This is a genomic window from Herbaspirillum sp. NPDC101396 (assembly GCF_044767365.1).
Lineage (GTDB): Bacteria > Pseudomonadota > Gammaproteobacteria > Burkholderiales > Burkholderiaceae_D > Herbaspirillum.
In genome coordinates, this window is sequence record NZ_JBIWNT010000004.1 from 1 (window position 1) to 22,108 (window position 22,108).

At 60.3% G+C, this 22,108-nt stretch carries 22 protein-coding genes; 8 read left to right on the top strand and 14 right to left on the bottom strand.

Going from position 1 to position 22,108, the window contains the following annotated elements:
* Positions 1-518 precede the first annotated feature (518 nt).
* The 10 genes from ACIROY_RS13845 to araD1 form a co-directional block, all read right to left on the bottom strand.
* Positions 519-1,067 (bottom strand): acyloxyacyl hydrolase, encoded by a 549-nt coding sequence (locus ACIROY_RS13845; protein WP_402278332.1) that lies wholly within the window; start codon positions 1,065-1,067, stop codon positions 519-521.
* A 307-nt stretch (positions 1,068-1,374) separates the two neighbouring features.
* On the bottom strand, positions 1,375-2,268 hold the full coding sequence (locus tag ACIROY_RS13850; RefSeq protein ID WP_402342036.1) for an SMP-30/gluconolactonase/LRE family protein: 894 nt from the start codon (positions 2,266-2,268) through the stop codon (positions 1,375-1,377).
* Positions 2,269-2,495: 227 nt separating this feature from the next.
* A complete protein-coding gene (locus tag ACIROY_RS13855) occupies positions 2,496-3,260 on the bottom strand; it encodes an SDR family oxidoreductase (RefSeq protein WP_016832898.1) in 765 nt (254 codons plus the stop codon).
* A 10-nt stretch (positions 3,261-3,270) separates the two neighbouring features.
* Positions 3,271-4,443, bottom strand: a complete 1,173-nt coding sequence (locus tag ACIROY_RS13860; protein WP_402278328.1) for a fumarylacetoacetate hydrolase family protein — start codon at positions 4,441-4,443, stop codon at positions 3,271-3,273.
* 177 nt (positions 4,444-4,620) lie between these two features.
* Positions 4,621-6,156, bottom strand: a complete 1,536-nt coding sequence (locus ACIROY_RS13865) for a UxaA family hydrolase (protein ID WP_402278326.1) — start codon at positions 6,154-6,156, stop codon at positions 4,621-4,623.
* A 121-nt stretch (positions 6,157-6,277) separates the two neighbouring features.
* The gene (locus ACIROY_RS13870; protein ID WP_402278324.1) at positions 6,278-7,084 is read right to left on the bottom strand and encodes a transporter substrate-binding domain-containing protein; all 807 of its coding nucleotides are present in this window, start codon (positions 7,082-7,084) and stop codon (positions 6,278-6,280) included.
* Positions 7,085-7,139: 55 nt separating this feature from the next.
* Positions 7,140-7,874 (bottom strand): amino acid ABC transporter ATP-binding protein, encoded by a 735-nt coding sequence (locus ACIROY_RS13875; RefSeq protein WP_016832902.1) that lies wholly within the window; start codon positions 7,872-7,874, stop codon positions 7,140-7,142.
* A complete protein-coding gene (locus ACIROY_RS13880; RefSeq protein ID WP_402278322.1) occupies positions 7,858-8,508 on the bottom strand; it encodes an amino acid ABC transporter permease in 651 nt (216 codons plus the stop codon). The genes ACIROY_RS13875 and ACIROY_RS13880 overlap by 17 nt, the downstream gene beginning before the upstream one ends.
* Before the next feature lie 9 nt (positions 8,509-8,517).
* Complete coding sequence (locus ACIROY_RS13885; RefSeq protein ID WP_053195114.1) at positions 8,518-9,201, bottom strand: amino acid ABC transporter permease; 684 nt, start codon at positions 9,199-9,201, stop codon at positions 8,518-8,520.
* 329 nt (positions 9,202-9,530) lie between these two features.
* A complete protein-coding gene (araD1, locus tag ACIROY_RS13890) occupies positions 9,531-10,526 on the bottom strand; it encodes an AraD1 family protein (protein ID WP_402278320.1) in 996 nt (331 codons plus the stop codon).
* 228 nt (positions 10,527-10,754) lie between these two features.
* Between araD1 and ACIROY_RS13895 the strand changes: the two genes are divergently transcribed.
* Together ACIROY_RS13895 and ACIROY_RS13900 are read left to right on the top strand one after the other, a co-directional pair.
* Positions 10,755-11,738 carry a LysR family transcriptional regulator gene (locus ACIROY_RS13895; RefSeq protein WP_402278318.1) on the top strand — a complete coding sequence of 328 codons (984 nt, stop codon included), beginning with the start codon at positions 10,755-10,757 and terminating at the stop codon, positions 11,736-11,738.
* Between the two features lie 47 nt (positions 11,739-11,785).
* Complete coding sequence (locus tag ACIROY_RS13900) at positions 11,786-12,610, top strand: DUF3047 domain-containing protein (RefSeq protein WP_402278316.1); 825 nt, start codon at positions 11,786-11,788, stop codon at positions 12,608-12,610.
* Between the two features lies 1 nt (position 12,611).
* On the opposite strand, the gene ACIROY_RS13905 is transcribed toward ACIROY_RS13900, so the two are convergent.
* Positions 12,612-12,965 carry a DUF1304 domain-containing protein gene (locus ACIROY_RS13905; RefSeq protein WP_402278314.1) on the bottom strand — a complete coding sequence of 118 codons (354 nt, stop codon included), beginning with the start codon at positions 12,963-12,965 and terminating at the stop codon, positions 12,612-12,614.
* Positions 12,966-13,212: 247 nt separating this feature from the next.
* Between ACIROY_RS13905 and ACIROY_RS13910 the strand changes: the two genes are divergently transcribed.
* Positions 13,213-13,674, top strand: a complete 462-nt coding sequence (locus ACIROY_RS13910; protein ID WP_402278312.1) for a hypothetical protein — start codon at positions 13,213-13,215, stop codon at positions 13,672-13,674.
* Positions 13,675-13,734: 60 nt separating this feature from the next.
* Here ACIROY_RS13910 and ACIROY_RS13915 read toward each other — a convergent pair whose 3' ends face one another.
* Positions 13,735-14,928: a M20 aminoacylase family protein gene (locus tag ACIROY_RS13915; protein WP_402342038.1), complete on the bottom strand. Its 1,194-nt coding sequence runs from the start codon at positions 14,926-14,928 to the stop codon at positions 13,735-13,737.
* Positions 14,929-15,116: 188 nt separating this feature from the next.
* Here ACIROY_RS13915 and ACIROY_RS13920 point away from each other — a divergent pair, with 188 nt between their 5' ends.
* Genes ACIROY_RS13920 through ACIROY_RS13935 form a run of 4 tightly spaced genes read left to right on the top strand, consistent with a single transcriptional unit; the run spans position 15,117 to position 19,028 of the window.
* Entirely contained in the window at positions 15,117-16,094 is a 978-nt protein-coding gene (locus ACIROY_RS13920; RefSeq protein WP_402342040.1) for an ABC transporter permease, read from the top strand.
* 1 nt (position 16,095) lies between these two features.
* Positions 16,096-17,007 (top strand): ABC transporter permease, encoded by a 912-nt coding sequence (locus ACIROY_RS13925; RefSeq protein ID WP_116434689.1) that lies wholly within the window; start codon positions 16,096-16,098, stop codon positions 17,005-17,007.
* A gap of 12 nt (positions 17,008-17,019) precedes the next feature.
* Complete coding sequence (locus ACIROY_RS13930; RefSeq protein WP_402342042.1) at positions 17,020-18,003, top strand: ABC transporter ATP-binding protein; 984 nt, start codon at positions 17,020-17,022, stop codon at positions 18,001-18,003.
* Complete coding sequence (locus ACIROY_RS13935; protein ID WP_402342044.1) at positions 18,000-19,028, top strand: ABC transporter ATP-binding protein; 1,029 nt, start codon at positions 18,000-18,002, stop codon at positions 19,026-19,028. Before ACIROY_RS13930 ends, ACIROY_RS13935 begins: the two co-directional genes overlap by 4 nt.
* 45 nt (positions 19,029-19,073) lie before the next feature.
* Here ACIROY_RS13935 and ACIROY_RS13940 read toward each other — a convergent pair whose 3' ends face one another.
* On the bottom strand, positions 19,074-20,498 hold the full coding sequence (locus tag ACIROY_RS13940) for a M20/M25/M40 family metallo-hydrolase (RefSeq protein ID WP_402342046.1): 1,425 nt from the start codon (positions 20,496-20,498) through the stop codon (positions 19,074-19,076).
* A 142-nt stretch (positions 20,499-20,640) separates the two neighbouring features.
* On the opposite strand from ACIROY_RS13940, the gene ACIROY_RS13945 reads away from it, so the two are divergent.
* Positions 20,641-21,279: a LysE family translocator gene (locus ACIROY_RS13945; protein ID WP_402342048.1), complete on the top strand. Its 639-nt coding sequence runs from the start codon at positions 20,641-20,643 to the stop codon at positions 21,277-21,279.
* Here ACIROY_RS13945 and ACIROY_RS13950 read toward each other — a convergent pair.
* Complete coding sequence (locus tag ACIROY_RS13950) at positions 21,276-22,106, bottom strand: AraC family transcriptional regulator (protein ID WP_402342050.1); 831 nt, start codon at positions 22,104-22,106, stop codon at positions 21,276-21,278. The two genes, ACIROY_RS13945 and ACIROY_RS13950, sit on opposite strands and share 4 nt — an antisense overlap.
* Positions 22,107-22,108: the final 2 nt, after the last annotated feature.

Below are 22,108 nucleotides of genomic sequence, written 5' to 3' on the forward strand. Positions count from 1 at the left end.
CTGCCGCCTTCGCCTTACCTCTCAAGGCACGCTCGCTAAGTCCCCTATCTCTTCTTTTACGTCCCCTGTCTCACCGCTTTTACCTCCATTGCGCTCCTGAACACCAATAGCGGATCAACTTCAGCCACGGCTTGCTCATGCCCAGGCCGGCAAACTCACCCCAATTCATTTGCAAAAGCGCCAATCGCCAATACTCTTCCGGTTTCAGGCGCAATTCGCGAGTGCCAATAGCCTCGCGCGACCTCAGTAACTCCTAACTTCCGCGATCGAACAGGAAAATCCGCCTCTCGCAGTCAAGATTCGAATCAGCTACATCAGCATCTCCCGGCAACAAACGAGGCAATTATCGGCAGCTCCCTCAGACATTCCGTGATCTGACCCACACTTCGTGCGTCAAGCGTAATCTCCACATCAAGTCTTCCCAAACAACCGATGACACCAATACTACGGGCGTAAAAAAACCGGCCATCGGCCGGTCCTTTTATTCGGGCTGTCAGCATCGACAGCCGTACAAACAATCAGAAGCGGTAAGCAGCTTTGAGAACCGCAAAGTTCACACCGCCGTTCGGCTGCTTGATGCCGCCGTTCGAAAAGTGTTGCAGCTTCAGGCCGACATCCAGACCGTTCGCAAACACATAACCAGTGCCGAGGTGATCGCCGAACTGGAATGCAGTCGACAGCTTCTTGGTGTCGTTGTTGTACAGCGAGGAGAACAGGTGAACGCCGATACCGGCTTCGCCGTAGAAACCCTTCTTGTCATCGCGTTGGAAACGGAACACCGGTGTGAAACCGATGTCGGTGAAGTTCTTGCTGGAGTCGGTATTGTTGTAACGCTTCTGGTGCCATTCAGCGACCGTCAGATCCCAGTAGCCGCCGATGTGGGTGCCATTCGATTGCCACCAGGCTGTGTTCTTCCAATCCCATTGTGCGCCCAGGCGCAGCATCTGAACCTTGGAGCCGGCGCCGGCTTCCACGGAGACGGAATCAACGGCGTAGCTGGAAGTTTGCAGGCCAATCAGGGCGACGGCTGCGACAGTGACTTTGAGGGCAAATTTTTTCATCGACATGGAGTTTTCGCTAGAGTAAATATTGTTGAATATCGAAATGGAATTGGTTGTGCTGAGAGTGAATAGCATCCGCAAACACTTGAAGCTATTTTCTCATAACAACTAGAAAAGAAAGCAAGTCTTGGAACAAGCGTGACCGTGATTGTCGCTGAAATTGAACAGCTTTGCTCGAGCGAGCTCGGAACGCCGTCATTTCATTGGCAAAAAGATAATGCAATTCAGCCGTGACGGCATCGGCGGGAGTCAAACGGCGAAAAGAAAATCGCTACGCGAGAGCAAATTCAGGATGCACGACGCCAGACACGACTCATCTCTGATACGCAAACTCTGGCAAGCCGGCGACATCCACCCGCACCGACAACACGCTGCCGGAATAAGGATACTGCGCCAACTCAGCTTCGCTGCGACCATTTCGACCGGTCGTGATGTAGAGCGTACGCAAATCCTCTCCACCAAAGGCGATCATCGTCGGGCAACGGGCTGGCACGCTGATCTCCTGCAAAATGTCGCCGGACGCAGAAAGCCGCAGTACGCGTCCACCTTCAAACATGGCGCACCAATAGGCGTTCTCGCTGTCGACTGCGGCGCCATCAGGACGGCCGCCGTAGTCCGGCGCTGTCTTGTCCGCATCGAATTGCTTGAACAGCCGCTTGTTGCTGGTCGTACCGCTGGCGAGATCGAAATCATAGGCGTCGATACGATGGGCAGGCGTGTTCGAATGGAACATCGTGCGCTTGTCGGTGCTGAACGCCACGCCGTTGGAGGTGGTCACCGGATGCGCCGCATCACGCAGTTTGCCGTGATCGAAGCAAAACAAGCTGCCGAGCTCCTGATCGCGCGGCTCATAGATCGTTCCGGCCCAGAAGCGTCCCATCGCATCGCAGCGGCCATCGTTGAAACGCAGCTTGCTGACGTCGTAAGGCGCTTCGTGCAATCGCACCAGGTCGCCGCTCTTGGTATCGAGGTGGAACAGACCATCACGCAACGCCACCAGCAAGCCGCCGTTTGAATGGATAGCGATGCATCCGGGTTCTCCCGGCATCGGCCAGCTGCGATGCGCCTTGCTGCTCTCATGCAGACGATGCACCGCCCGGCCGGGAATGTCGATCCAGTACAGCGCACCTTCTCCAGCGTGCCATAAGGGGCATTCGCCAAGTTGCATGGGCTGCTCGAAAGCGATCTGGATTGGATGTGAGGACATAAGAATTGAATTCGCAGTTTCAGATAAACGAGAACTGCATTATGCCCATTCCGGCACGGTGAATAACGCCGCAGATATCGAAAACGAAAATAAAAAATGGCACATCGAAAAGCGCATACCTGCCGCCAAAAACACCGCAGCCCCTGCGATCGAGGATCGGCAGGGGCTGCGAGAGCATCAGCGCGGTGATGTAGCAAACTACATCGCCGCGTCAATTTTTACATCGATCAGTTCGACCAGCCGCCGTCGATCATATGGATCGCGCCGGTAGTGAATGCCGATTCTTCCGAGGCCAGATACAGCGCCAGCGCCGCGACTTCTTCGGCTTTGCCGATGCGGCCCATCGGTTGACGTCCGACGAACGCCTGGCGCACTTCCGCTTCGCTCTTGCCGGTTTCCTTGGCTTGCGTGGTGATGCGCTGGTTCAGCGACGGCGATTCAATGGTGCCCGGGCAGATGGCATTGCAACGCACGCCTTGCGCCACGAAATCGGCGGCAACCGATTTGGTCAGGCCGACCACGGCCGCCTTGCTGGCCCCGTAGGCGAAGCGATTCGCCACGCCCTTGACGCTCGATGCTGCAGACGCGATGTTGACGATCGAGCCCGATTTTTTTGCCAGCATGCCCGGCAACACCGCACGGATGGTATGGAACATCGCCTTGGCGTTCAGGTTGAAAGAGAAATCCCAGGCCTTGTCGTCGCAATCCAGGATGTTGCCGGCGGCAACGTAGCCTGCGCAGTTGAACAGCACGTCGACCGCGCCGACCTTGGCCACCAGCGCCTTGATCGCGGCGTCGTCGGTCACGTCCAGCAGATGCGTTTCCACATTGGCGATGCCCGCCAGTTCATCCAGATGCTGCTTGCTGATGTCGGTCGCGATGACGCGCGCGCCTTCACGTGCAAACAGTTCGACCGAAGCGCGGCCGATGCCTTGCGCGGCGGCGGTGATCAACACGGTTTTGCCGGCCAGGCGTCCAGAGGATTGCGACATGGTATTTCCTTTAAATGAGTTTTCGTTGTGCGAGATTCTTGAGCAGCGCCGTCAGACCAAATGTCCACGGTGCGACCTTGTCGGTAAAGTTGACCTTGTTCACCAGCGCGCCCAGCTTCGGCGTCGCGATCGTGACCACGTCGGCGACCTGGTGGGTGAAACCCTGTCCCGGACCGAAGCGGTCCTGCGTCGGCGCGAACATGGTGCCGAGGAACAGCACCAGGCCGTCCGGATACTGGTGGTTCGGGCCGATGGCGTGTTCCACCAGATTCAGCGGATCGCGGCTGATCATCGACATCGAACTGCTGCCCTTGAGCGTAAAGCCTTCCGTACCGTCTACCCGCATTGTAAGTTCGGCACGGCGCACGTCGTCAATTGAAAAGTTTGCATCGAACAGACGAATGAAAGGCCCGACGGCACACGAAGCGTTGTTGTCCTTGGCTTTGCCCAGCAGCAGGGCGGAGCGGCCTTCGAAGTCGCGCAGGTTGACGTCGTTGCCGAGTGTCGCACCTAGCGTCGCGCCGCGGCTGTTCACCACCAGCACGATTTCCGGTTCGGGATTGTTCCAGACCGATTTAGGATGGATGCCGACTTCGTCGCCTAGGCCGACTGAAGACAGTGGCTGCGCCTTGGTGAAGATCTCGGCGTCGGGACCGATGCCGACTTCCAGGTACTGCGACCAGACGCCTTGCTCCAGCAGCACTTCCTTGAGTTTGGCGGCGCCGTCGGAACCCGGCACCACACTCGACAGGTTGTCGCCGATCACGGCGGTGATCGCCTTGCGCACCGATTCCGCCCTGCCGGCGTCGCCGCGCGCCTGTTCTTCGATCACGCGCTCGAGCATGCTGGCGACGAAAGTCACACCGCTGGCCTTGACCGCCTGCAGGTCGATCGGCGCCAGCAGCCATGGGCGCGACGTATCGCGCGTGGCAACATCGGCGTTGGCCAGCAGATCTTCCAGCGACGCCAGGCGCGGTGCCGTGGCTTGAGCTACTGCCGCGGCGGGATTGTCGAGCTCGAGCAGTTGGCTCGAGGTTGCTGCGACGGCGGTCAGGTCGTACACGCCGTCGGCCTGCACCTTGACCAGCACCGGGCCGACGCCCGGTTGCCAGATGCGGCCGACCAGCGTCGCTTGCTGGTGATCTTCAGGCAGATGCGCCTGCGTCGAGAATGCGTGTGTCATGCGTGCTCCAATTGAATGTCAGGGACGATGCTGAAATGCGAACGAGATGCTGAGAGATGAGAGATGCATCAAGACGCATGGTCGAGATTGCTTGAAGCATGTCGCAGCTCCTCAATGTAAAAACTGCCGCCGGCAAAAAAACGCCGGCGACAGCAAGGAGAAGAAACGATCAGGCGATCAGGTATAAACGCCGATATGCCAAGGCACGAATTCATCCTGGCCGTAGCCATGTAATTCGCTCTTGGTTTTTTTACCCGAAGCGGTGTCGAGGATCATCTGGAAGAATTTGGCGCCGATTTCCTGCGGCGTGGCCAGACCGTCGGCGATCTCGCCGCAGTTGATGTCCATGTCTTCTTCCTGACGTTGCCACAGCGCCGTGTTGGTCGCCAGTTTCAGCGAGGGCGATGGTGCGCAGCCATAGGCCGAACCGCGGCCGGTGGTGAAGCAGATCATGTTGGCGCCGCCGGCGACTTGCCCGGTTGCAGAGATAGGATCGTAGCCGGGCGTGTCCATGAAGACAAAACCCTTGGCCGTCACCGTCTCTGCATACTTGTAGACGTCCATCAGGTTGGAGGTGCCGCCCTTGGCGACGGCGCCCAGGGATTTTTCCAGGATGGTGGTCAGGCCGCCGGCCTTGTTGCCCGCCGATGGATTGTTGTTCATTTCGGCGCCGTTCTTGGCGCAGTATTCTTCCCACCACGCGATGCGCGCCAGCAGCTTTTCGCCGACTTCCGACGACACTGCGCGACGCGTCAGCAAGTGTTCCGCACCGTAGATTTCCGGCGTCTCCGACAGGATCGCCGTGCCGCCGTGCCTGACCAGCAAGTCGACAGCTGCGCCCAGCGCCGGATTGGCGGTAATGCCCGAATAACCATCCGAACCGCCGCATTGCAAGCCCAGCGTCAGGTGGCTGGCCGGAACCGGTTCGCGCTTGATGTCATTGGCCTTGGGCAGCATCTTCTTGATCTTCTCGATGCCGAGTGCGACCGTCTTGGCGGTGCCGCCGGTGCTCTGGATCGTGAAGGTATGGAAGTATTCGTTTTCTTTCAGGTTGTGCGCTTCCAGCAGGCCCGAGATCTGATTGGTTTCACAACCGAGGCCGACGATCAGGACAGCTGCAAAATTCGGATGCTTGGCGTAACCGGCCAGCGTGCGACGCAGCATTGCCAGCGGCTCGCCTTCCGAATCGACCGCGCAGCCGAGACCGTGGGTCAATGCGACGATGCCGTCGACGTTGGGGAAATCAGCCAGCGCTTCCGGATGAATGTCGCGGCGGAAGTAATCCGCAATTGCGCGCGCGGCAGTCGCCGAGCAGTTCACCGAGGTCAGCACGCCGATGTAATTGCGCGTGGCGACGCGGCCGTCGGCTCGCTTGATGCCCATGAAGGTCGCCGGCGTATCGACATAATCGACAGGCTTGAAATCGGCGCCGAAGGAGTGCTCGCGCGAAAACTCCGCCATGGCCAGATTGTGCGTGTGCACGTGCTGACCTGGCTCGATGGCTTGGCTGGCGGTGCCGATGATTTGTCCATAGCGTTTGATCGGCTGGCCGACGGCGATGGCGCGTGTCGCCATCTTGTGCCCGGCAGGGATCAGCGCCGCGACCCGCAGGCCGTTCTCTTCTTCGAGAATGGTGCCGGTGATCAGCTGGCGGCGCGCAATGACAACATCATCGACAGGATTCAATCGGATGACGGGAGAAATAGGTTTCATGATGATCTCGGTAAAAATCGGCAAATATCAGCAGCGTAGAGAATGTCCTGCAGGCTGGCCGGCGTACGTTGCTGCGTGACGCCGGCCGCAGTATGCATGTTGCTGCTCACGTGATGCGTGCTTACTTCGCTGCAAACTGCGCCAGGTCAGGCATCGGTGTGCCGACCCATTGCTGATAGATCTGACCGAGGCGACCGTTCTTGGTGTTGGTGTCGACCCAGGCGTTCAGCCATTTTTGCAGTTCAGGTTCGTTTTGGCGGATGCCGATGGCGTAAGGGATGTCCTTGATCGCGAACTTGGTTTCCAGGCCCTTGGATGGATTCTGGCGAGCGATCGCTGCAGCCAGCGCATTCGGTGTGCACAGACCGTCAACCTGGCCCGATACAACGGCGGCGGTCACGGTCGCATCATCGTCAAAGCGCACGATGGTGGCGCCCTTTGGCGCCAGCGGTGTCAGCAGGGAATCCTGCATGTTGCCGCGCACGACGGCGATACGCTTGCCGTTCAGGTCGGCCAGGCTCTTGATGGCGGTGCCTTTCGGTGCGGCGACGACGAATTGCGAGGCGCCGTACGGATGCGTGAAGGTGATGACCTTGGCGCGCTCAGGGGTGATGCTGAAAGTGGCGATGACCATGTCGGCCTTGCCGGTCATCAGGAAAGGCACGCGATTCGGACCGGTGACTTGCACGATTTCCAGTTCCACACCCAGATCCTTGGCCAGCGCGCGTGCTGTTTCCACGTCCGAACCTTGTGGTTCCAGCTTGGCATTGGTCATGCCGAACGGCGGCGCACCGAGGTCGACGGCGATCAGCACTTTCTTGCGCGCCTTGATGTCGGCCAGCGTGTCGGCGTGGACAACCTGGGCGAAGCAGGCCAGGCCGAGCATGACGGCTGCGGCTTTTTTTGTGAAGCTGGATAAAGTTTTCATGTTGTCTCCTGAGGTATCGATTTTGACTGCAAAGTGGTGAAGAAAATTTTACAAATTACAACTCGCTGCTGACGAACTTCGCCAGTTCAGCGGTCTTGGGATTGGTGAACAGCTCGTCCGGAGGTCCCATTTCCCAGACTTTTCCCTGATGCATGAACACCAGCACGTCAGCCAGTTTGCGCGCGAACGCCATTTCATGCGTGACCAGCACCATGGTCATGCCCTGCTTGGACAAGTCTTCCATGACCTTCAATACTTCGCCGGTCAGTTCCGGATCGAGCGCCGACGTCACTTCGTCGAACAGCATCAGTTCCGGCGCCATCGCCAGCGAACGGGCAATCGCCACGCGCTGCGCCTGGCCGCCGGAGAGTTGCTCCGGATAGGCTTCCTTCTTTGCTTCCAGGCCGACCAGCGTCAGCACATTGTGCGCGATTTTTTTCGCTTCTGCTGTCGCCATCTTTTTGATGGTGGTCAGCGCCAGCGTGATGTTGCGCTCCACGGTCACGTGCGGGAACAGGTTGTAGCTCTGGAACACGATGCCGACCTGCTTGCGCAGCTCGCGCAGGTTGAGCTTGTCCGGATGATGGATGTCATGGCCGCACACGTTGATGTCGCCGGAGTCGATGCGTTCGAGCCCGTTGAGGCAACGCAGCAAGGTGCTCTTGCCCGATCCGCTGCGGCCGATGATCGCAACCATCTGGCCCTTCTGCACATCCAGCGAGACGCCGTTCAACACCTTGTTCGTGCCGAAGCTCTTGTGCAGATTGTTGATGCTAACGATTGCTGACATTCAATTTCCTTTCAAAGTGCTTGCTCAGCGCCGACAGCGGATAGCAGAGACAAAAATAAATCAGGGCCACGCAGCCGAACACGGTGAACGGCTGGAAAGTCGAGTTGTTGATGATCTGGCCGGCGCGCGACAGGTCGACGAAACCGATCACCGATGCCAGCGAGGTGTTCTTGACGATCTGCACCATGAAGCCGACGGTCGGCGGGATGGCAATCTTGAACGCCTGCGGCAGGATCACTTTCTGCAATTGTTCGAAGCGGTTGAAGCCCAGGCATTCGGATGCTTCCCACTGCGTCTTCGGCACCGCCTGGATGCAGCCGCGCCAGATTTCGCCGAGGAAGGCCGCGCAATACACCGCAAACGAAATCCCGGCGGCCACCAGCGGCGACAGCTTGAAGCCGGCAATCGCCAGGCCGAAATAGGCCACGAACAGGATCACCAGCAGCGGGATGCCCTGGACGATCTGGATGTACCAGCTGGCGATGGCGCGCAGCGTCTTGTTGGGCGACACGCGCCACAGCGCGATCACGAAGCCGGCCGCGCCGCCGAAGACGAACGCCACCAGCGACAGGACCACGGTCCAGACCGCCGCCTGCAGCAGGTACTCGACGTGTAAAAAGGTAAATGAGGTCACGTGGTCTCCTTACAGATTGGTGCCGAGTTTGCGCTTGCGCACAAACGCAGTCTTCCCGACCAGCCAGAATGCGGCGCGGAACAGGAAGGACAAGGCCAGGTAGGCAACGGCGATCACCACATACACTTCAAAGCTGCGGAAGGTCTCCGACTGCACCAGGTTGGCGGTGGCGGTCAGTTCTTCGGCAGAGATCTGCGAGGTGATGCTCGATGCCAGCATCAGCAGGATGAACTGGCTGGTCAGCGACGGATAGACGCGTTCCACCGCAGGCAACAACACCACATGCCAGTAGACATGGAACTTGGACATGCCCAGGCATTCGGCCGCTTCGATCTGGCCGGGGTGGATGGAGTTGATGCCGGCGCGCATGATCTCTGCGGTGTAGGCGCCGACGTTGACGGTCAGCGCGATCACGGCGGCGGTTTCCGCAGTCAGGCGCAAGCCGATGCTCGCCAGGCCGAAATAGACCAGGAACACCTGCACCAGCAGCGGCGTATTGCGAATGATCTCGACATAGGTCTTGACCAGCGCTTGCAGCAGCCAGCTCTTGCTCTTGAAGGCGATGGCGCACAGCGTGCCGACCACAAAGCCCAATACGATGGAGAGCGCGGATAACTGTACCGTCAGCCAGGCGCCTTCGAGCAGACGGGGCCAGTTGACGAACACGCTCATGAAATCAAAGGTGTAATGCATGAAGTCTCCAGAAGTCTTCGGGACGGCGGCTGATTCCGGGAAGCCGCAGAGTCCGGTGGCGAATCAGGCAGCGATCCAAGGCATGGATGGAAGGACAGATGGAACAGGGAATGCGGACGTCCTCATGACGCACGTCGGATGGAAGTGTGTTGGCATTGCTGGGTCTCCTTGCTGAGGCCTGGCCGGACCGGGAGGTCCGCTACGCAGGACAATTCATTATTGATGCGCTGCGGATCGGTGTCCGGTCCGGTGAGCGTATCGGCAATCGCCTCTTGATGGGCGCTTTTCTTTCGGTAACGACTACATTCCTGAAACTTGTTAAATAAAAATCAAAGTACTTTGATGCCGTCGATGGCAATGCGCGACTGTTCGCGCACAATGCCGTTGACCAGCGGCTCACCGAAATCCGGCAGGCTGATTTCAAACGTGTCGCCCAGTTGGGTACGTACGCCGTCGGCAAACGACAGCGTCGCGGTGCCGAAGAAGTGGACGTGGATGTCGCCCGGACGCAGGAACTGGTTGTACTTGAAGTGGTGGTACTCCAGGTTCTCGATGGCGTGGCACATATTGTCCTGCCCGGAGAGAAATTCCTTCTCCCAGATCACGCGGCCGTCGCGGCGGATGCGGCTCATGCCGACCAGATTGGCGGGCAGTTCGCCGACCAGCAGCTCGGGGCCGAAGGAGCAATAGCGCAACTTCGAATGCGCCAGGTACAGGTAATTCTTGCGCTCCACCACGTGATCGGAAAATTCGTTGCCGATGGCGAAACCGAGGCGATGCGGCTGGCCGTCTTCACCAATGATGTACAGGCCGGTCAGCTCGGGCTCTTCACCGGCGTCTTCGGCAAACTCAGGCATCGGGAAGGCTGCGCCCGGATTGACCACGATATCGCCGTCGCCCTTGTAGAACCATTCCGGCTGTGCGCCGACCTTGCCGCGACCGGGACGACCGCCGTCCAGGCCCCACTTGAACATGCGCATGGTGTCGGTCATGGCGCTTTCGTCGTCGTCCAGCTTCTGGTGCATCTTGTCGCGCGTGGAGGCGCTGCCCAGATGGGTCAGGCCGGTGCCGGACACCAGGCAATGCGCAGGGTCTGCATGGTCCAGCGGCGCCAGGATACGGTTTTCCTTCAGGATGGCGGCGTAATCTTCTGAGGTATTGCTGTTGAGCAGTTGCGCCTGGCGCTCCAGCGAATTGCCTTCGGCAATCGCCAGCAGGGCCAGCTCATGCATGGTGCTGACTTGGGAAACCACGTTGATGGCTTTGCCGCACACGATGCCGACCTTGCGGTCGCCCTGGCGGTCTTCAAATTGAATCAGTCTCACGTTGTCTCCGATGTTGATGTGGAGACATCCGGCGATGGCGCCGCGCGCATCGGATGCTGTGGCGCAGCATGGGCGCCGGCAGGTCGAATCAACCGCGCGCCGCTGCAATGTGCAGTCGCGCTCAGATTAATTTCGCCAATGTCTCCATGAAATTATTCACATCCGCTCGAGTATGGATGCGTTAGCATTATGTTTTTGCTGGACAAAATATAAGAGGCTTCCACAACGATGTCTAATGACCTTAATTCATCGGGTGATAACCAACTGCAGGCAACCCAGGAAACGCCTGCGGTTTTGCCCTCGGTGAGCGCGATCGTCAGCCGCCTGCGCTTCAAGCAAGTGGCCTTGCTGACGGCGCTCGACGAGCAGGGTTCGCTGCACAAGGCCGCCGAAGTCATGCACATGACGCAACCGGCCGCCACCAAGGCGCTGCATGAAATGGAGTCGGCGCTGGGCGTCACGCTGTTTGACCGTTCGACGCGCGGCATCGAAGCCACCGAGCTGGGCCGCTGCGTGATCCGCTATGCGCGCCTGATCCAGAGCGACATCAGCAATCTGCGCGACGAGTTGCAGGGCATGCTGACCGGGCAGGGCGGCAGATTGTCGATCGGTACCATCATGGGCGCCGCGCCGCTGGTGACGCGCGCCTTGACGCGCTTGCGCGAGGTGCAGCCGGAAGTGTCAATCGAAATCACCGAAGACACCAGCGCCCGTCAGCTGCTGCTGCTGGACCAGGGCCGCATCGACCTGATGGTGGGACGTTCGTCGGTGAGTTCACAGCCGCAGCTGTACAACTATGAAATGCTGCGCGGTGAACCGATGTGCATCGTCACCGGCCTCGACCACCCATTGGCGACCGCGCAAAAGGTGCGCCTGCAGGAATTGTCGACGTCGTCGTGGATCCTGTACTCAAGCAATATGCCGATGCGCATCTGGATCGAGCACGAATTCAAGCTCGAGGGAATGAAGGTGCCGGCCAATGTTATCGAAACGGCATCGCCCTTCGTCACCGTCACCTTGTTGGCGCAATCGAACATGGTCGCGGTGATGCCGCTGGATATCGCCCACTTCTTCGCGGCCAAGCAGATGCTGTGCATCCTGCCCGTGCATCTGAAGACCCGCATCGAGCACTATGGTATCGTGACCCGCAAAAACGCCACCCTGTCGTCGATCGGGAAGATGTTCATCAATATCCTGCGCCAGCAAAACTGAACGGTTGCCCGCACCCATTTGCCATCGTTCTATCTCGTCGAGAATCCATGAAGTCTGTCTTCACATCTTCACTGCCGTCCCCCCTGCGCCTGGCCATGTTGGCCGCCGTGGTCGCTGTCCTCGCCGCTTGCGCCAACACGCAAAAAGTACATGATCCGGTCGCCAAGCAGGTCAAGCTGGATCAGGCGCTCGCGCTGTTCTCGACCAATCCGGCGCAAGGCCTGCCGAAGGAGTGGGACCCGCTGATTTTCATGCGCAAGAAGAAGGCCACTGAATACAGCCTGATCAAGGACGGCGATCGCACCGTGTTGCGCGCCTTCGCCGACAGGGCCTCGTCGGGCCTGCGCCATGAGGTCAATATCGATCCGGTCAAGCAACCGTGGCTGACCTGGAGCTGGAAGACTTCGGCACTGATCAAGACCGCCGACAATCGTTTCCGCGACACCGAAGATTCGCCGGTGCGCATCGTGCTGGCCTTCGACGGCGACAAGAGCAAGCTGTCCTTCATGGACACCATCCTGTTCGACACCGCCAAGCTGGTGTCGGGACATGACTTTCCCTATGCAACGCTGATGTACATCTGGGAAAACAAGGCGCCCAAGGAAACCGTCATCGCCAACACGCGCACCGGCCGCATCCAGATGCTGGTGGCCGAAAGTGGCGCCGCCAATGTCGGGCAGTGGGTCAGCTACCAGCGCAACATCGTTGACGACTACGTGAAGGTGTACGGCGAACAGCCGGGACGGCTGATCGGCGTCGGCGTACTCACCGACACCGACAACACTGAAGAAAAAGTGGAGGCGTGGTACGGCGACATTCGCCTGTTGCGCCAGGCCACGGTGGCCGGACAGACGCCGTCACCGCAACAATGAATTAACGCACCGCCAGCAGCGCGAGCAAGGCCAGCAAGGCCGGCAATCCTTGTACATACAGGATCGAGCGCTTGGCGGTAACGCCGCCGTAGATGCCCGCCACCAGCACGCACGCGACGAAAAACAGCTTGATCGCACCGTCGCCGGAGATCAGTCCCCACGCCAGGCCGGCTGCGAGGAAACCGTTGTAGAGGCCCTGGTTGGCGGCCAGCACCCTGGACGCCTCGGCCGCTTCGCGCGACTGGCGGAAAGTCTTCAGCCCCAGCGGCTTGGTCCACAGGAACATCTCCAACACCAGTATCCAGACGTGCAGCACGGCGATCAGCGCCACCAGAATGTCGGCGAGCAGTTTCATTGTTTCTCCTTGTTATGATTTGTCTCGTGATCATGCCTGAAACAACAGTTCATGAACATAGTGCGTGAATCGCGGTTGCAGGCATCGCGCGAAAGCCGCTACAATGGCGCCGGGCCTGACAGGAGGCCCGGTCTCGCGAAAGCTGACGCACCTGTTCATTGTTACGCGCACCTTCCTTTTCGGATATGCCCTGACGTTGAAACCTTGATATGACCGTAGCGAGAACGGTCGATATGAAAGGAACGTTATGTGGTCTACCTCCCATCCCCTGTTCAAACAACTCCGTAATGTTGCCGGCGAACCCTGCAACAGCGAATTCCTGCGTCGCCATGCGCGCCGGCTGGTGCGCGACGGTCGCGCCGACCAGCCCAGCAAAGCCTTGCCGGTGCTGCGCCGGGTGATCGACGCCGGCCTCATGCCGGAGCTCGCCGTCACCGACTTGTACAACGTGCGCGAAACCCTGCAGCTGAAACACATCCTGCATACGCTGGCGCGCGAACTCGGTTTCGCCAGCTGGGACGTTTGCAAGCAGGACATCGACCGCTGCGACACCACCGCACTGGATCGCTATCGCTTCGAGCAAGGCCAGTTCGGCGACTTCGAGCAGAACTGGTTTCCCGACGAACCAACCGCGCGCGCCTGGCAGCAGGAGAACGGCGGTTACATCGTCAACTATGGCAGACAGGCTGTAGCGATTCTTGCAAAGTAAGCGGGCAAAAAAAAACGGCGGCGCCAAGAAGGCCCGCCGTTTTTTTGCATCAACAAGATTTTATTGCGGCTTCAGGAATGCCTCCGCCAGACGCACCCAATAGGTCGCGCCGAGCGGCAGCAAATCATCGTTGAAGTCGTAGCTAGGATTGTGCAGGTTGCACGGACCGAGGCCGTGGCCGCTGTCGCGGTGGCCGCCTTCGCCGTTGCCGATGAAGACATAGCAACCGGGTTTGTGCTGCAGCATGAAGGCAAAATCTTCCGCCCCCATGGTCGGTTCCACCGTGGCGTTGACATTCTCGGCGCCGACGATGCCTTGCAGGACATCCACTGCGAATGCGGTTTCCTTGGCGTGATTGATCAGCGGCGGATAGTTGCGCTGGAAGTTGAAATCAACTTCGGCATCGAAGGCTGCCGCCGTATGTTCGGCGATCTCCTGCATGCGGCGCTCGATCAGGTCCAGCACCGGCGTGCTGAAGGTGCGCACGGTGCCGATCAGGCTGGCGTTGTCGGGGATGACATTAGTGGCGCTGCCGGCATGGATCTGGGTGATCGACAAGACGGCCGGATCGTTGGGATTGGCATTGCGCGAGACGATGGTCTGCCAGCTCTGCGCAATCTGCACCGCCGTCATGACCGGGTCGATGGACTTGTGCGGCTGCGCCGCGTGAGAACCCTTGCCCTTGACAATCACTTCGAACTCATTGCTCGACGCCATCATCGGTCCCGGCGTGACGCCGAAGGTGCCGACCTTCATGCCCGGCCAGTTGTGCATGCCGAACACCGCATCCATCGGATATTTTTCAAACAGGCCGTCCTGAATCATGCGCTCGGCGCCGCGGCCGCCTTCTTCGGCCGGCTGGAAAATCACATACACGGTGCCAACGAAATCACGGTGTTGCGACAAGTGATGCGCCGCGCCCAGCAGCATGGCGGTGTGGCCGTCGTGACCACAGGCGTGCATCTTGCCGGCATTTTTGGACGCATGCGGGAAGGTGTTCAGCTCCGGCATCGGCAATGCATCCATGTCAGCGCGCAAGCCGATCGCACGCGGACCGTCGCCGCCCTTGATGATGCCGACCACGCCGGTGACGCCCATGCCACGTACCACCGGGATGCCCCATTCGGTCAGCTTTTGCGCGACGACGTCGGAGGTACGTACTTCTTCATAACTCAGTTCGGGGTGAGCGTGGATGTCGCGCCGGATTTTTTGCAATTCGGCGTGGAATTTGGTGATGGGATCGATGAGTTTCATAGTGCTTACCTTGCTGCTGTGTTGTCATTTCGACACTGATGTTAATGATTGCGACGGCAAGTCTTTTGTCGCGGTCTCGTCTATATTACTCCCAGGCTTGAGCGGCTTCCATAAATGTAGTTGCTTCTCTTGCATGTTTTCTGCACCATTCGCTTTTCGCAGTTTGTTCATTCACCAGCCAACCGCCAATGCTTGTTTTCATAATCCGCCGCTGCGTCCAGAGCCTTGCCGTGTTATTGCTGATGTCGCTGCTGGTGTTCGTCAGCGTCTACGCCATCGGCAACCCCATCGATATCCTCATCAGCGCCGACGCCGACCAGATCGAGCGCGCGCGCGTGATCGCCGCCTTCGGACTGGACCAGCCGTTGTGGGTGCAATATTTTTATTTCATCAAGAATGCCCTGGCCGGCGACATGGGACGTTCCTTCGTCTACGCCACGCCGGCACTGGGCCTGATCCTGGAGCGCCTGCCGGCGACGTTGGAACTGGCAGTGTCCGCCATCCTGATTGCCATTGTGATCGGACTGCCGCTGGGATTATGGGCGGGTTTGCGGCCGAAGAGTGTTGCCGGCAAGACCATCATGACGGTGTCGATCTTCGGTTTTTCACTGCCGACCTTCTGGGTCGGGCTGATGCTGATCATGGTGTTCGCGGTCGAGCTGGGCTGGCTGCCGACCGGCGGACGCGGTCAGACGGCGCTGCTGTTCGGCGTCCCGCTCGGCTTCCTGACCTGGGACGGGCTTAAGCATTTGCTGATGCCGGCGCTCAACCTGTCGCTGTTCAACATCGCGCTGATCATCCGCCTCACGCGCGCCGGCACCCAAGAAGCGCTGCTGCAGGATTACATCAAGTTCGCCCGCGCCAAGGGACTGCGCAACAGTCGCATCATCGGCGTGCACGTGCTCAAGAACATCCTGATTCCGATCGTCACCGTGGTGGCGCTGCAGTTCGGCTCCATCATTGCGTTCTCGATCGTGACCGAATCCATCTTCGCCTGGCCCGGCGTCGGCAAGCTGCTGATCGATTCCATCCGCGTGCTCGACCGGCCCGTGATCGTCGCCTTCCTGTCGCTGATCGTGGTCATCTTCATCCTCATTAATCTGTGTGTCGACCTGCTGTATTCGCTGCTCGATCCGCGTGTACGCCTGTCGGAAGCGAAGGGCTGACATGGTTTCGAAATTAATCCGGAAAATCACCCAGGCCGACACGCCCTTCACGCGTTTCCTGCAAGGCTATTTCGCCAGCCGCATCGCTACCTTCGGCTTTGCATTGCTGCTGCTGATCTTGCTGGCGGCTTTGTTCGCGCCGCTGGTCGCGCCGCAGAATCCTTACGACCTCGAACATCTCGACGTCATGGACTCGCGCCTGGAACCAGGCAAGACCGCCATGGAAGGTAATCTCACCTATCTGCTCGGCACTGACGACCAAGGCCGCGACATGCTGTCGGCGATCCTCTACGGCTTGCGCATTTCCGTCATGGTCGGCGTCACCAGCACCGTGATTGCGCTGGCCATCGGCCTGTCGCTCGGTTTGCTGGCCGGCTATGCGGGAGGCCGCATCGAGGCGCTGATCATGCGCGTGGCCGACATCCAGCTGGCGTTCCCACCGATCCTGGTGGCGCTGATCCTGCTGGCGCTGACCGGACGCGGCGTCGACAAGATCATCATTGCGCTGGTCACCGTGCAGTGGGCGTATTACGCGCGCACCACGCGCAGCACGGCGCTGGTGGAGCGCAAGAAGGAATACATCGAAGCCGCGCGCCTGCTCGGCCTGTCGCCGTTGCGCATCATGTTCCGCCATCTGCTGCCGAACTGCCTGCCGCCGCTGATCGTGATCGCGGCGCTGCAGGTGGCGTCGGCGATTTCGCTGGAGGCGACGCTGTCCTTCCTGGGGCTCGGCCTGCCGGTGACGGAGCCGTCGCTGGGGCTGCTGATCTCCAACGGTTTTCAATACCTGATGTCGGGAAAATACTGGATCAGCTTCTTCCCCGGCGTAGCGCTGCTGGCGACGGTAGTGGCGATCAACCTGGTCGCCGACCAGTTGCGCGACGTGCTCAATCCACGCCTGCAAGGGCAGTAGAAAGACAATGCGATGACCGCCACCTTGCAAGTAGAAAACCTGCAGACGCATTTCCTCTCGCGCGGCGGTATCGCGCGCGCGGTGGATGATGTTTCCTTCACTGTCGGGCCGGGGCAGGTCATGGGACTCGTCGGCGAATCCGGTTCCGGCAAATCGATGACCGGTTATTCCATCATGGGCCTGATCGACGAGCCGGGCAAAGTGGCCGGCGGTCGCATCCTGCTCAACGGCCGCGACCTGCGCAGCCTGCCCGCCGAAGAAATGCGCCGCATCCGCGGCAACCGCATCGCGATGATTTTCCAGGATCCGATGATGACGCTCAATCCGGTGCTGCGCATCGACACGCAGATGGTCGAAGCCGTGCGCGCGCATCAGGACATCAACAAGGAGGCCGCGCTGGCAATGGCGCGCGACGCGCTGGTGCGGGTTGGTATCGCCGCGCCGGACGAACGCCTGAACGCCTATCCGCATCAGTTCTCGGGCGGCATGCGCCAGCGCGTCGCCATCGCGATTGCGCTGCTCAACAAGCCCGACCTGATCATTTGCGACGAGCCGACCACGGCGCTCGACGTCACCATCCAGGGCCAGATCCTGTTCGAGATGCAGAAGCTGTGCCGCGAATCCGGTACGGCGCTGATCTGGATCACCCATGATCTTTCCGTGGTCGCCGGATTGGCCGACACCGTCAGCGTGATGTACGCCGGTCGCATCGTTGAAAGCGGCGACGTCGCCCGGGTGCTGACCCATCCACGCCATCCTTACACCCATGGCCTGATCGCCTCGGCGCCGTCGCGCAATCCGCGCGGCCAGGCCTTGAGCCAGATTCCCGGCAGCACGCCGTCGCTTCTGAAATTGCCCGCCGGCTGCGCCTTCCGCGACCGCTGCGCGCACGCCACCAGCGAATGTACGCAGACGCCGGAGACGCGCATCGTCGACGGCCGCGCCTTGCGCTGCTTCCATCCGATGGCCGATGCGCCCGCAGGGAGCATCGCATGAACCAGGAACACGACAACATGCCGCCATTGCTGGAACTGCGCCACGTTTTCAAACGTTTCGTCAAACCGCTCGACAGCGCGGCGAAGACCTCCAACCTGATTACACGGCCGTTCGGTAAAGTCCTCCACGAAGAAGTCGTGCACGCAGTCGATGACGTCAGCCTGCACATCCACGCCGGCGAAGTGGTCGGCCTGGTCGGTGAGTCGGGATGCGGAAAATCGACGCTGGGCCGCATGGCGGTAGGCCTGCATGGCCTGACCGAAGGGCAGAGCCTGTGGCAAGGGGAAGATATCGACGCGCTGCCGCCGCAGCAACGGCGCGCGCGCCAGCTGGCAATCCAGATGATTTTCCAGGATCCCTACGCCTCGCTCAATCCGCGCCTGCGCGTGGTCGACATCGTCGGCGAAGCGCCGGTCGTGCACGGCATCACCGGCAAGCGCGAGCAGCAGGATTACGTCGCCGACCTCTTGCAGCGCGTGGGCCTGAGCGGCGACATGCTGCGCCGCTTCCCGCATCAGTTTTCCGGCGGCCAGCGCGCCCGTGTCGGCATCGCACGGGCGCTCGCAGTCAAACCGAAATTCCTGGTCTGCGACGAAGCGGTGGCAGCGCTCGACGTGTCGATCCAGGCGCAGGTGCTCAACCTGTTCATCAAGCTGCGCGACGAGCTCGACCTGACCTATCTGTTCATCAGCCACGACCTCGGCGTGGTGCGGCATATCTCCGACCGCGTGCTGATCATGTATCTCGGCCGCATCGTCGAATCGGCGCCGACCGACGCCGTTTTCGCACACGCCAATCATCCCTACACGCAAGCGTTGCTGGCCTCGGCGCCAAAACTCGAAGTCGGCAAGGCGACCTACTTCGCCGTCAAGGGCGAAATCCCGTCGCCGCTGAATCCACCTTCGGGATGCCACTTCCATCCGCGCTGCCCGCACGCGATGCCGCGCTGCTCGGTGGAAAAGCCGCTGCTGCGGGAAATCGCGCCGGGACACATGTCGGCTTGCCATCTGAACGACGCACAATAAAAAACGCCGGCGATCATGCCGGCGTTTTTTTCAAGCGTCAGCGCATCACGACGCCAGTTTTTTCACCAGCTTCAAAATGAATTCGCGGCTATCGTACAGACGCGGAATCTCCACACGCTCATCCAGTCCGTGTGTGCGCAGGTCGGCCGGGTCGAAGAACAAGCCGGACACGCCGTACATCGGAATCCCCGCATTGCGTGCGAAGCGGCTGTCGGTCGCGCCTGTGCTCATGAACGGAATCACCGGCACGCCCGGCCACATCTCGCCGGTCAATGCTTCGATGGTCGAGAACATCTCGCCCTGCAGCGGCGACACCGGGCTGCGCGTCGGCTTGGCGAACTGGCGCATGGTGATCTTGTCGTTGGCGCCGTTGTTGGTGATCACTTGCTTCAGCTGTGCCTCGACCTTGTCCGGATCGTCGAACGGCAGCATGCGGCAATTGACCACCGCCTTGGCTGACTGCGGCAGGGCGTTTTCGGCGTGGCCGGCGTTGACCATGGTGGCGGTGCAGGTGGTGCGCAGTTGCGCGTTGTACAGCGGCGTCTTCGACAGGCGTTCGATGACGGCGGCATCGGTGCTGCCGTTGCCGACCGCGCGCATGTCGTCAGCAAGTTGGCCCGACATCAGCGGCGCGGTGCGGCTGAAGTAAGTCTTGGTGACGTCGGCCAGCATCACCGGGAAGCGATAGGCGCCGAGGCGCGCGAGTGCTTCCGACATGGCGTAGATCGGATTGGTGGTGGTCGGCAGCGAGCTGTGGCCGCCGACGTCGCGCAGTTCGAATTCATAGGTGGTGTACAGCTTTTCCGCGATCTGCACGCGGTGCAGGTTGGGCTTGCCGTTGCGCAGTTCGCCGCCGCCGCCTTCGTTGATGCCGAATTCGGCTTTCAGCAATTCGGGTTTGTTCTTGAGCAGCCACATGGCGCCGTTGCTTTCGACGTCGCCGCGCTCTTCATCGGCGGTCAGCGCCATGATGATGTCGCGCTGCGGCTTGAAGCCTTCCTGCTTCAGCTGGCTCAGCACAGAGACGAAGGAGGACGCCATCGCCTTGTCGTCGATGGAGCCGCGGGCGGTGAAGTAACCGCCGGTTTCCTGCAGCTTGAAGGGATCGGTTTTCCAGTCTTCGCGCTTGGCTTCGACCACGTCGATGTGCGCCATCAGCAGCATCGGTTTCTTAGTACCCGTGCCTTTCCAGCGCAGCACCAGATTGCCCTTGCGCGGGAAGGGTTCGATGATCTGCATTTCATCCTTGCTGAAGCCGGCCTTGAGCAGGACGTCCTGCATCGCCTGCGCCGCCTGCGTGGTGCTGCCGACGGAATGGGTGGTGTTGATCTCCACCAGTTCCTTGTAAATCGCGTGGAAGCTTTGTTGTTGCGGCGTCAAGGGTTGGGTGGTCTGGGCGAAGACGCTGGAGCAGGCGAGAGCGGCTGCAGCACAGGCAATGCTGCGCAGAGCGGGAAAGCGGAAGTGCATGGCAAGTCTCCTGAGGGAAATTGAATTATTTCTTGTGGGAAAGCGATCCTAACGCAAGCTGCCTTGGTCTGCAATTTTGTTCAATACGGCCGGCACCGCGCCGCCTAGTATCGGGGCCTCATCTTCGAGGGAGCGATGCACTATGGTCATGCAGGAATTCGTCATGCTGGCGGCGGCGCACTGGCTGGCGCTGGTCAGTCCGGGGCCGGATTTTCTTTTGCTGTTGCGGAGTGCTTTGCGCCACGGTCGCCGCAACGGCATCGGCGCCAGCCTCGGGATCGCGTGCGCCAACGGCGTCTACATCGTGCTGGCGCTGGCCGGTTTCAGCCTGTTGCAGCGTAGTCCGGGCGCGCTGATGGTGATGAAGTTGCTGGCGGCGGCCTATCTTGCGTACATCGGCTGGGCCTTCATGCAGGCCAGTCGTTCGGCGCCATCGTTGAAGAACGAAGAAGCGGGCGGGATCAGTCGCGACGGCTTTCTGCGCGGTTTCGTCGCCGGTTTTTTGTCGGGCGGCCTGAATCCGAAGAACGGCTTGTTCTATCTCGGCCTGTTCACGCTGATGGTCGGCGCCGGTACCGGCATGCACATCAAGTTGCTGTACGGCTTGTGGATGTTTGCAGCGGTGTTCGTCTGGGATGCCGGGCTGGTGCTGGCGGTGTCGGACGCGCGCGTGGCGCAGTGGATTGCCCGTTATTTCGCGCGCGCCGAGTGGCTGGCCGGCGTCATCCTGCTGCTGGGTGGAATCGCCTTGGCGATTGCGGCGATGGTCGCAGTTGTCTAGGCGATCAACTGATACTGCGCCGGCGTCGCCGCCACCCGTGATTTGAAGATGCGATGAAAATGGCTTTGGTCGGCGAAGCCGGTGCGATAGGCGACGTCGGCCAGTGACGCGCCGCGCCGGAGGAAGTCGCGCGCCAGGTTGATGCGCATGTCGAGTTGCAGCGCGTGCGGCGTCATGCCGAACTGCGCGCGGAACTGGCGGATCAGCTGATAGCGCCCGACCCCGGCCAGTTGCGCCAGCGTCTCCAGCGCGATCTTGTCGCAGCAATGCGCTTGCAGATAATCGCGCACGCTTTGCAGGTCGGCACAGCGCGCCTGATGCATTTCGAGGTCGGCTTCCCGGCATATCCCGAACAGTTCGCACAGCGCGGCGATCAGTACGGTTTCCTTTTGCAATGCTTCGTCCTTGCCGCCCATGGCCGCGGTGATGTCATCCATTAATTCGCATGCGCGCGGAGAATGCAGCACCTGGGACGCAGGCAGGGCGTCGAGATCGTTTTCCTGGAGCAATTGCAGCAGCCATTGCCGGTCGAGGTGGAACATGCGGTAGCCCCAGCTTTCACGGTCGGCCGGATTGCATGAATGCACCTCGTCGGCGTTGATCAGCACGACATCGCCGGGACCGATCTGTGTTTGCTGGTGCGGCAGCGAAAACGTGCTGGCACCGGCGTCGACCACGCCGATCGAGAAGGTCGGGTGCGTATGCGGCGCGTAGCAACTGACGCTGCCGACCGCGCGCCGGCCTTCGCAGAACGGCAAGTCAGCGTCGCGCCAGAATTCGACGACAGGTGCAGAAGCGGAGGGAAAGGAAGGTTGTCTGGATGACATCG

Coding starts and splice junctions, on each gene's coding strand:
- ACIROY_RS13845 (WP_402278332.1), bottom strand. CDS start 1,067: ATGTCGATGAAAAAATTTGCCCTCAAAGTCACTGTCGCAGCCGTCGCC.
- ACIROY_RS13850 (WP_402342036.1), bottom strand. CDS start 2,268: ATGTCCTCACATCCAATCCAGATCGCTTTCGAGCAGCCCATGCAACTT.
- ACIROY_RS13855 (WP_016832898.1), bottom strand. CDS start 3,260: ATGTCGCAATCCTCTGGACGCCTGGCCGGCAAAACCGTGTTGATCACC.
- ACIROY_RS13860 (WP_402278328.1), bottom strand. CDS start 4,443: ATGACACACGCATTCTCGACGCAGGCGCATCTGCCTGAAGATCACCAG.
- ACIROY_RS13865 (WP_402278326.1), bottom strand. CDS start 6,156: ATGAAACCTATTTCTCCCGTCATCCGATTGAATCCTGTCGATGATGTT.
- ACIROY_RS13870 (WP_402278324.1), bottom strand. CDS start 7,084: ATGAAAACTTTATCCAGCTTCACAAAAAAAGCCGCAGCCGTCATGCTC.
- ACIROY_RS13875 (WP_016832902.1), bottom strand. CDS start 7,874: ATGTCAGCAATCGTTAGCATCAACAATCTGCACAAGAGCTTCGGCACG.
- ACIROY_RS13885 (WP_053195114.1), bottom strand. CDS start 9,201: ATGCATTACACCTTTGATTTCATGAGCGTGTTCGTCAACTGGCCCCGT.
- ACIROY_RS13895 (WP_402278318.1), top strand. CDS start 10,755: ATGTCTAATGACCTTAATTCATCGGGTGATAACCAACTGCAGGCAACC.
- ACIROY_RS13900 (WP_402278316.1), top strand. CDS start 11,786: ATGAAGTCTGTCTTCACATCTTCACTGCCGTCCCCCCTGCGCCTGGCC.
- ACIROY_RS13905 (WP_402278314.1), bottom strand. CDS start 12,965: ATGAAACTGCTCGCCGACATTCTGGTGGCGCTGATCGCCGTGCTGCAC.
- ACIROY_RS13910 (WP_402278312.1), top strand. CDS start 13,213: ATGTGGTCTACCTCCCATCCCCTGTTCAAACAACTCCGTAATGTTGCC.
- ACIROY_RS13915 (WP_402342038.1), bottom strand. CDS start 14,928: ATGAAACTCATCGATCCCATCACCAAATTCCACGCCGAATTGCAAAAA.
- ACIROY_RS13920 (WP_402342040.1), top strand. CDS start 15,117: ATGCTTGTTTTCATAATCCGCCGCTGCGTCCAGAGCCTTGCCGTGTTA.
- ACIROY_RS13925 (WP_116434689.1), top strand. CDS start 16,096: ATGGTTTCGAAATTAATCCGGAAAATCACCCAGGCCGACACGCCCTTC.
- ACIROY_RS13930 (WP_402342042.1), top strand. CDS start 17,020: ATGACCGCCACCTTGCAAGTAGAAAACCTGCAGACGCATTTCCTCTCG.
- ACIROY_RS13935 (WP_402342044.1), top strand. CDS start 18,000: ATGAACCAGGAACACGACAACATGCCGCCATTGCTGGAACTGCGCCAC.
- ACIROY_RS13940 (WP_402342046.1), bottom strand. CDS start 20,498: ATGCACTTCCGCTTTCCCGCTCTGCGCAGCATTGCCTGTGCTGCAGCC.
- ACIROY_RS13945 (WP_402342048.1), top strand. CDS start 20,641: ATGGTCATGCAGGAATTCGTCATGCTGGCGGCGGCGCACTGGCTGGCG.
- ACIROY_RS13950 (WP_402342050.1), bottom strand. CDS start 22,106: ATGTCATCCAGACAACCTTCCTTTCCCTCCGCTTCTGCACCTGTCGTC.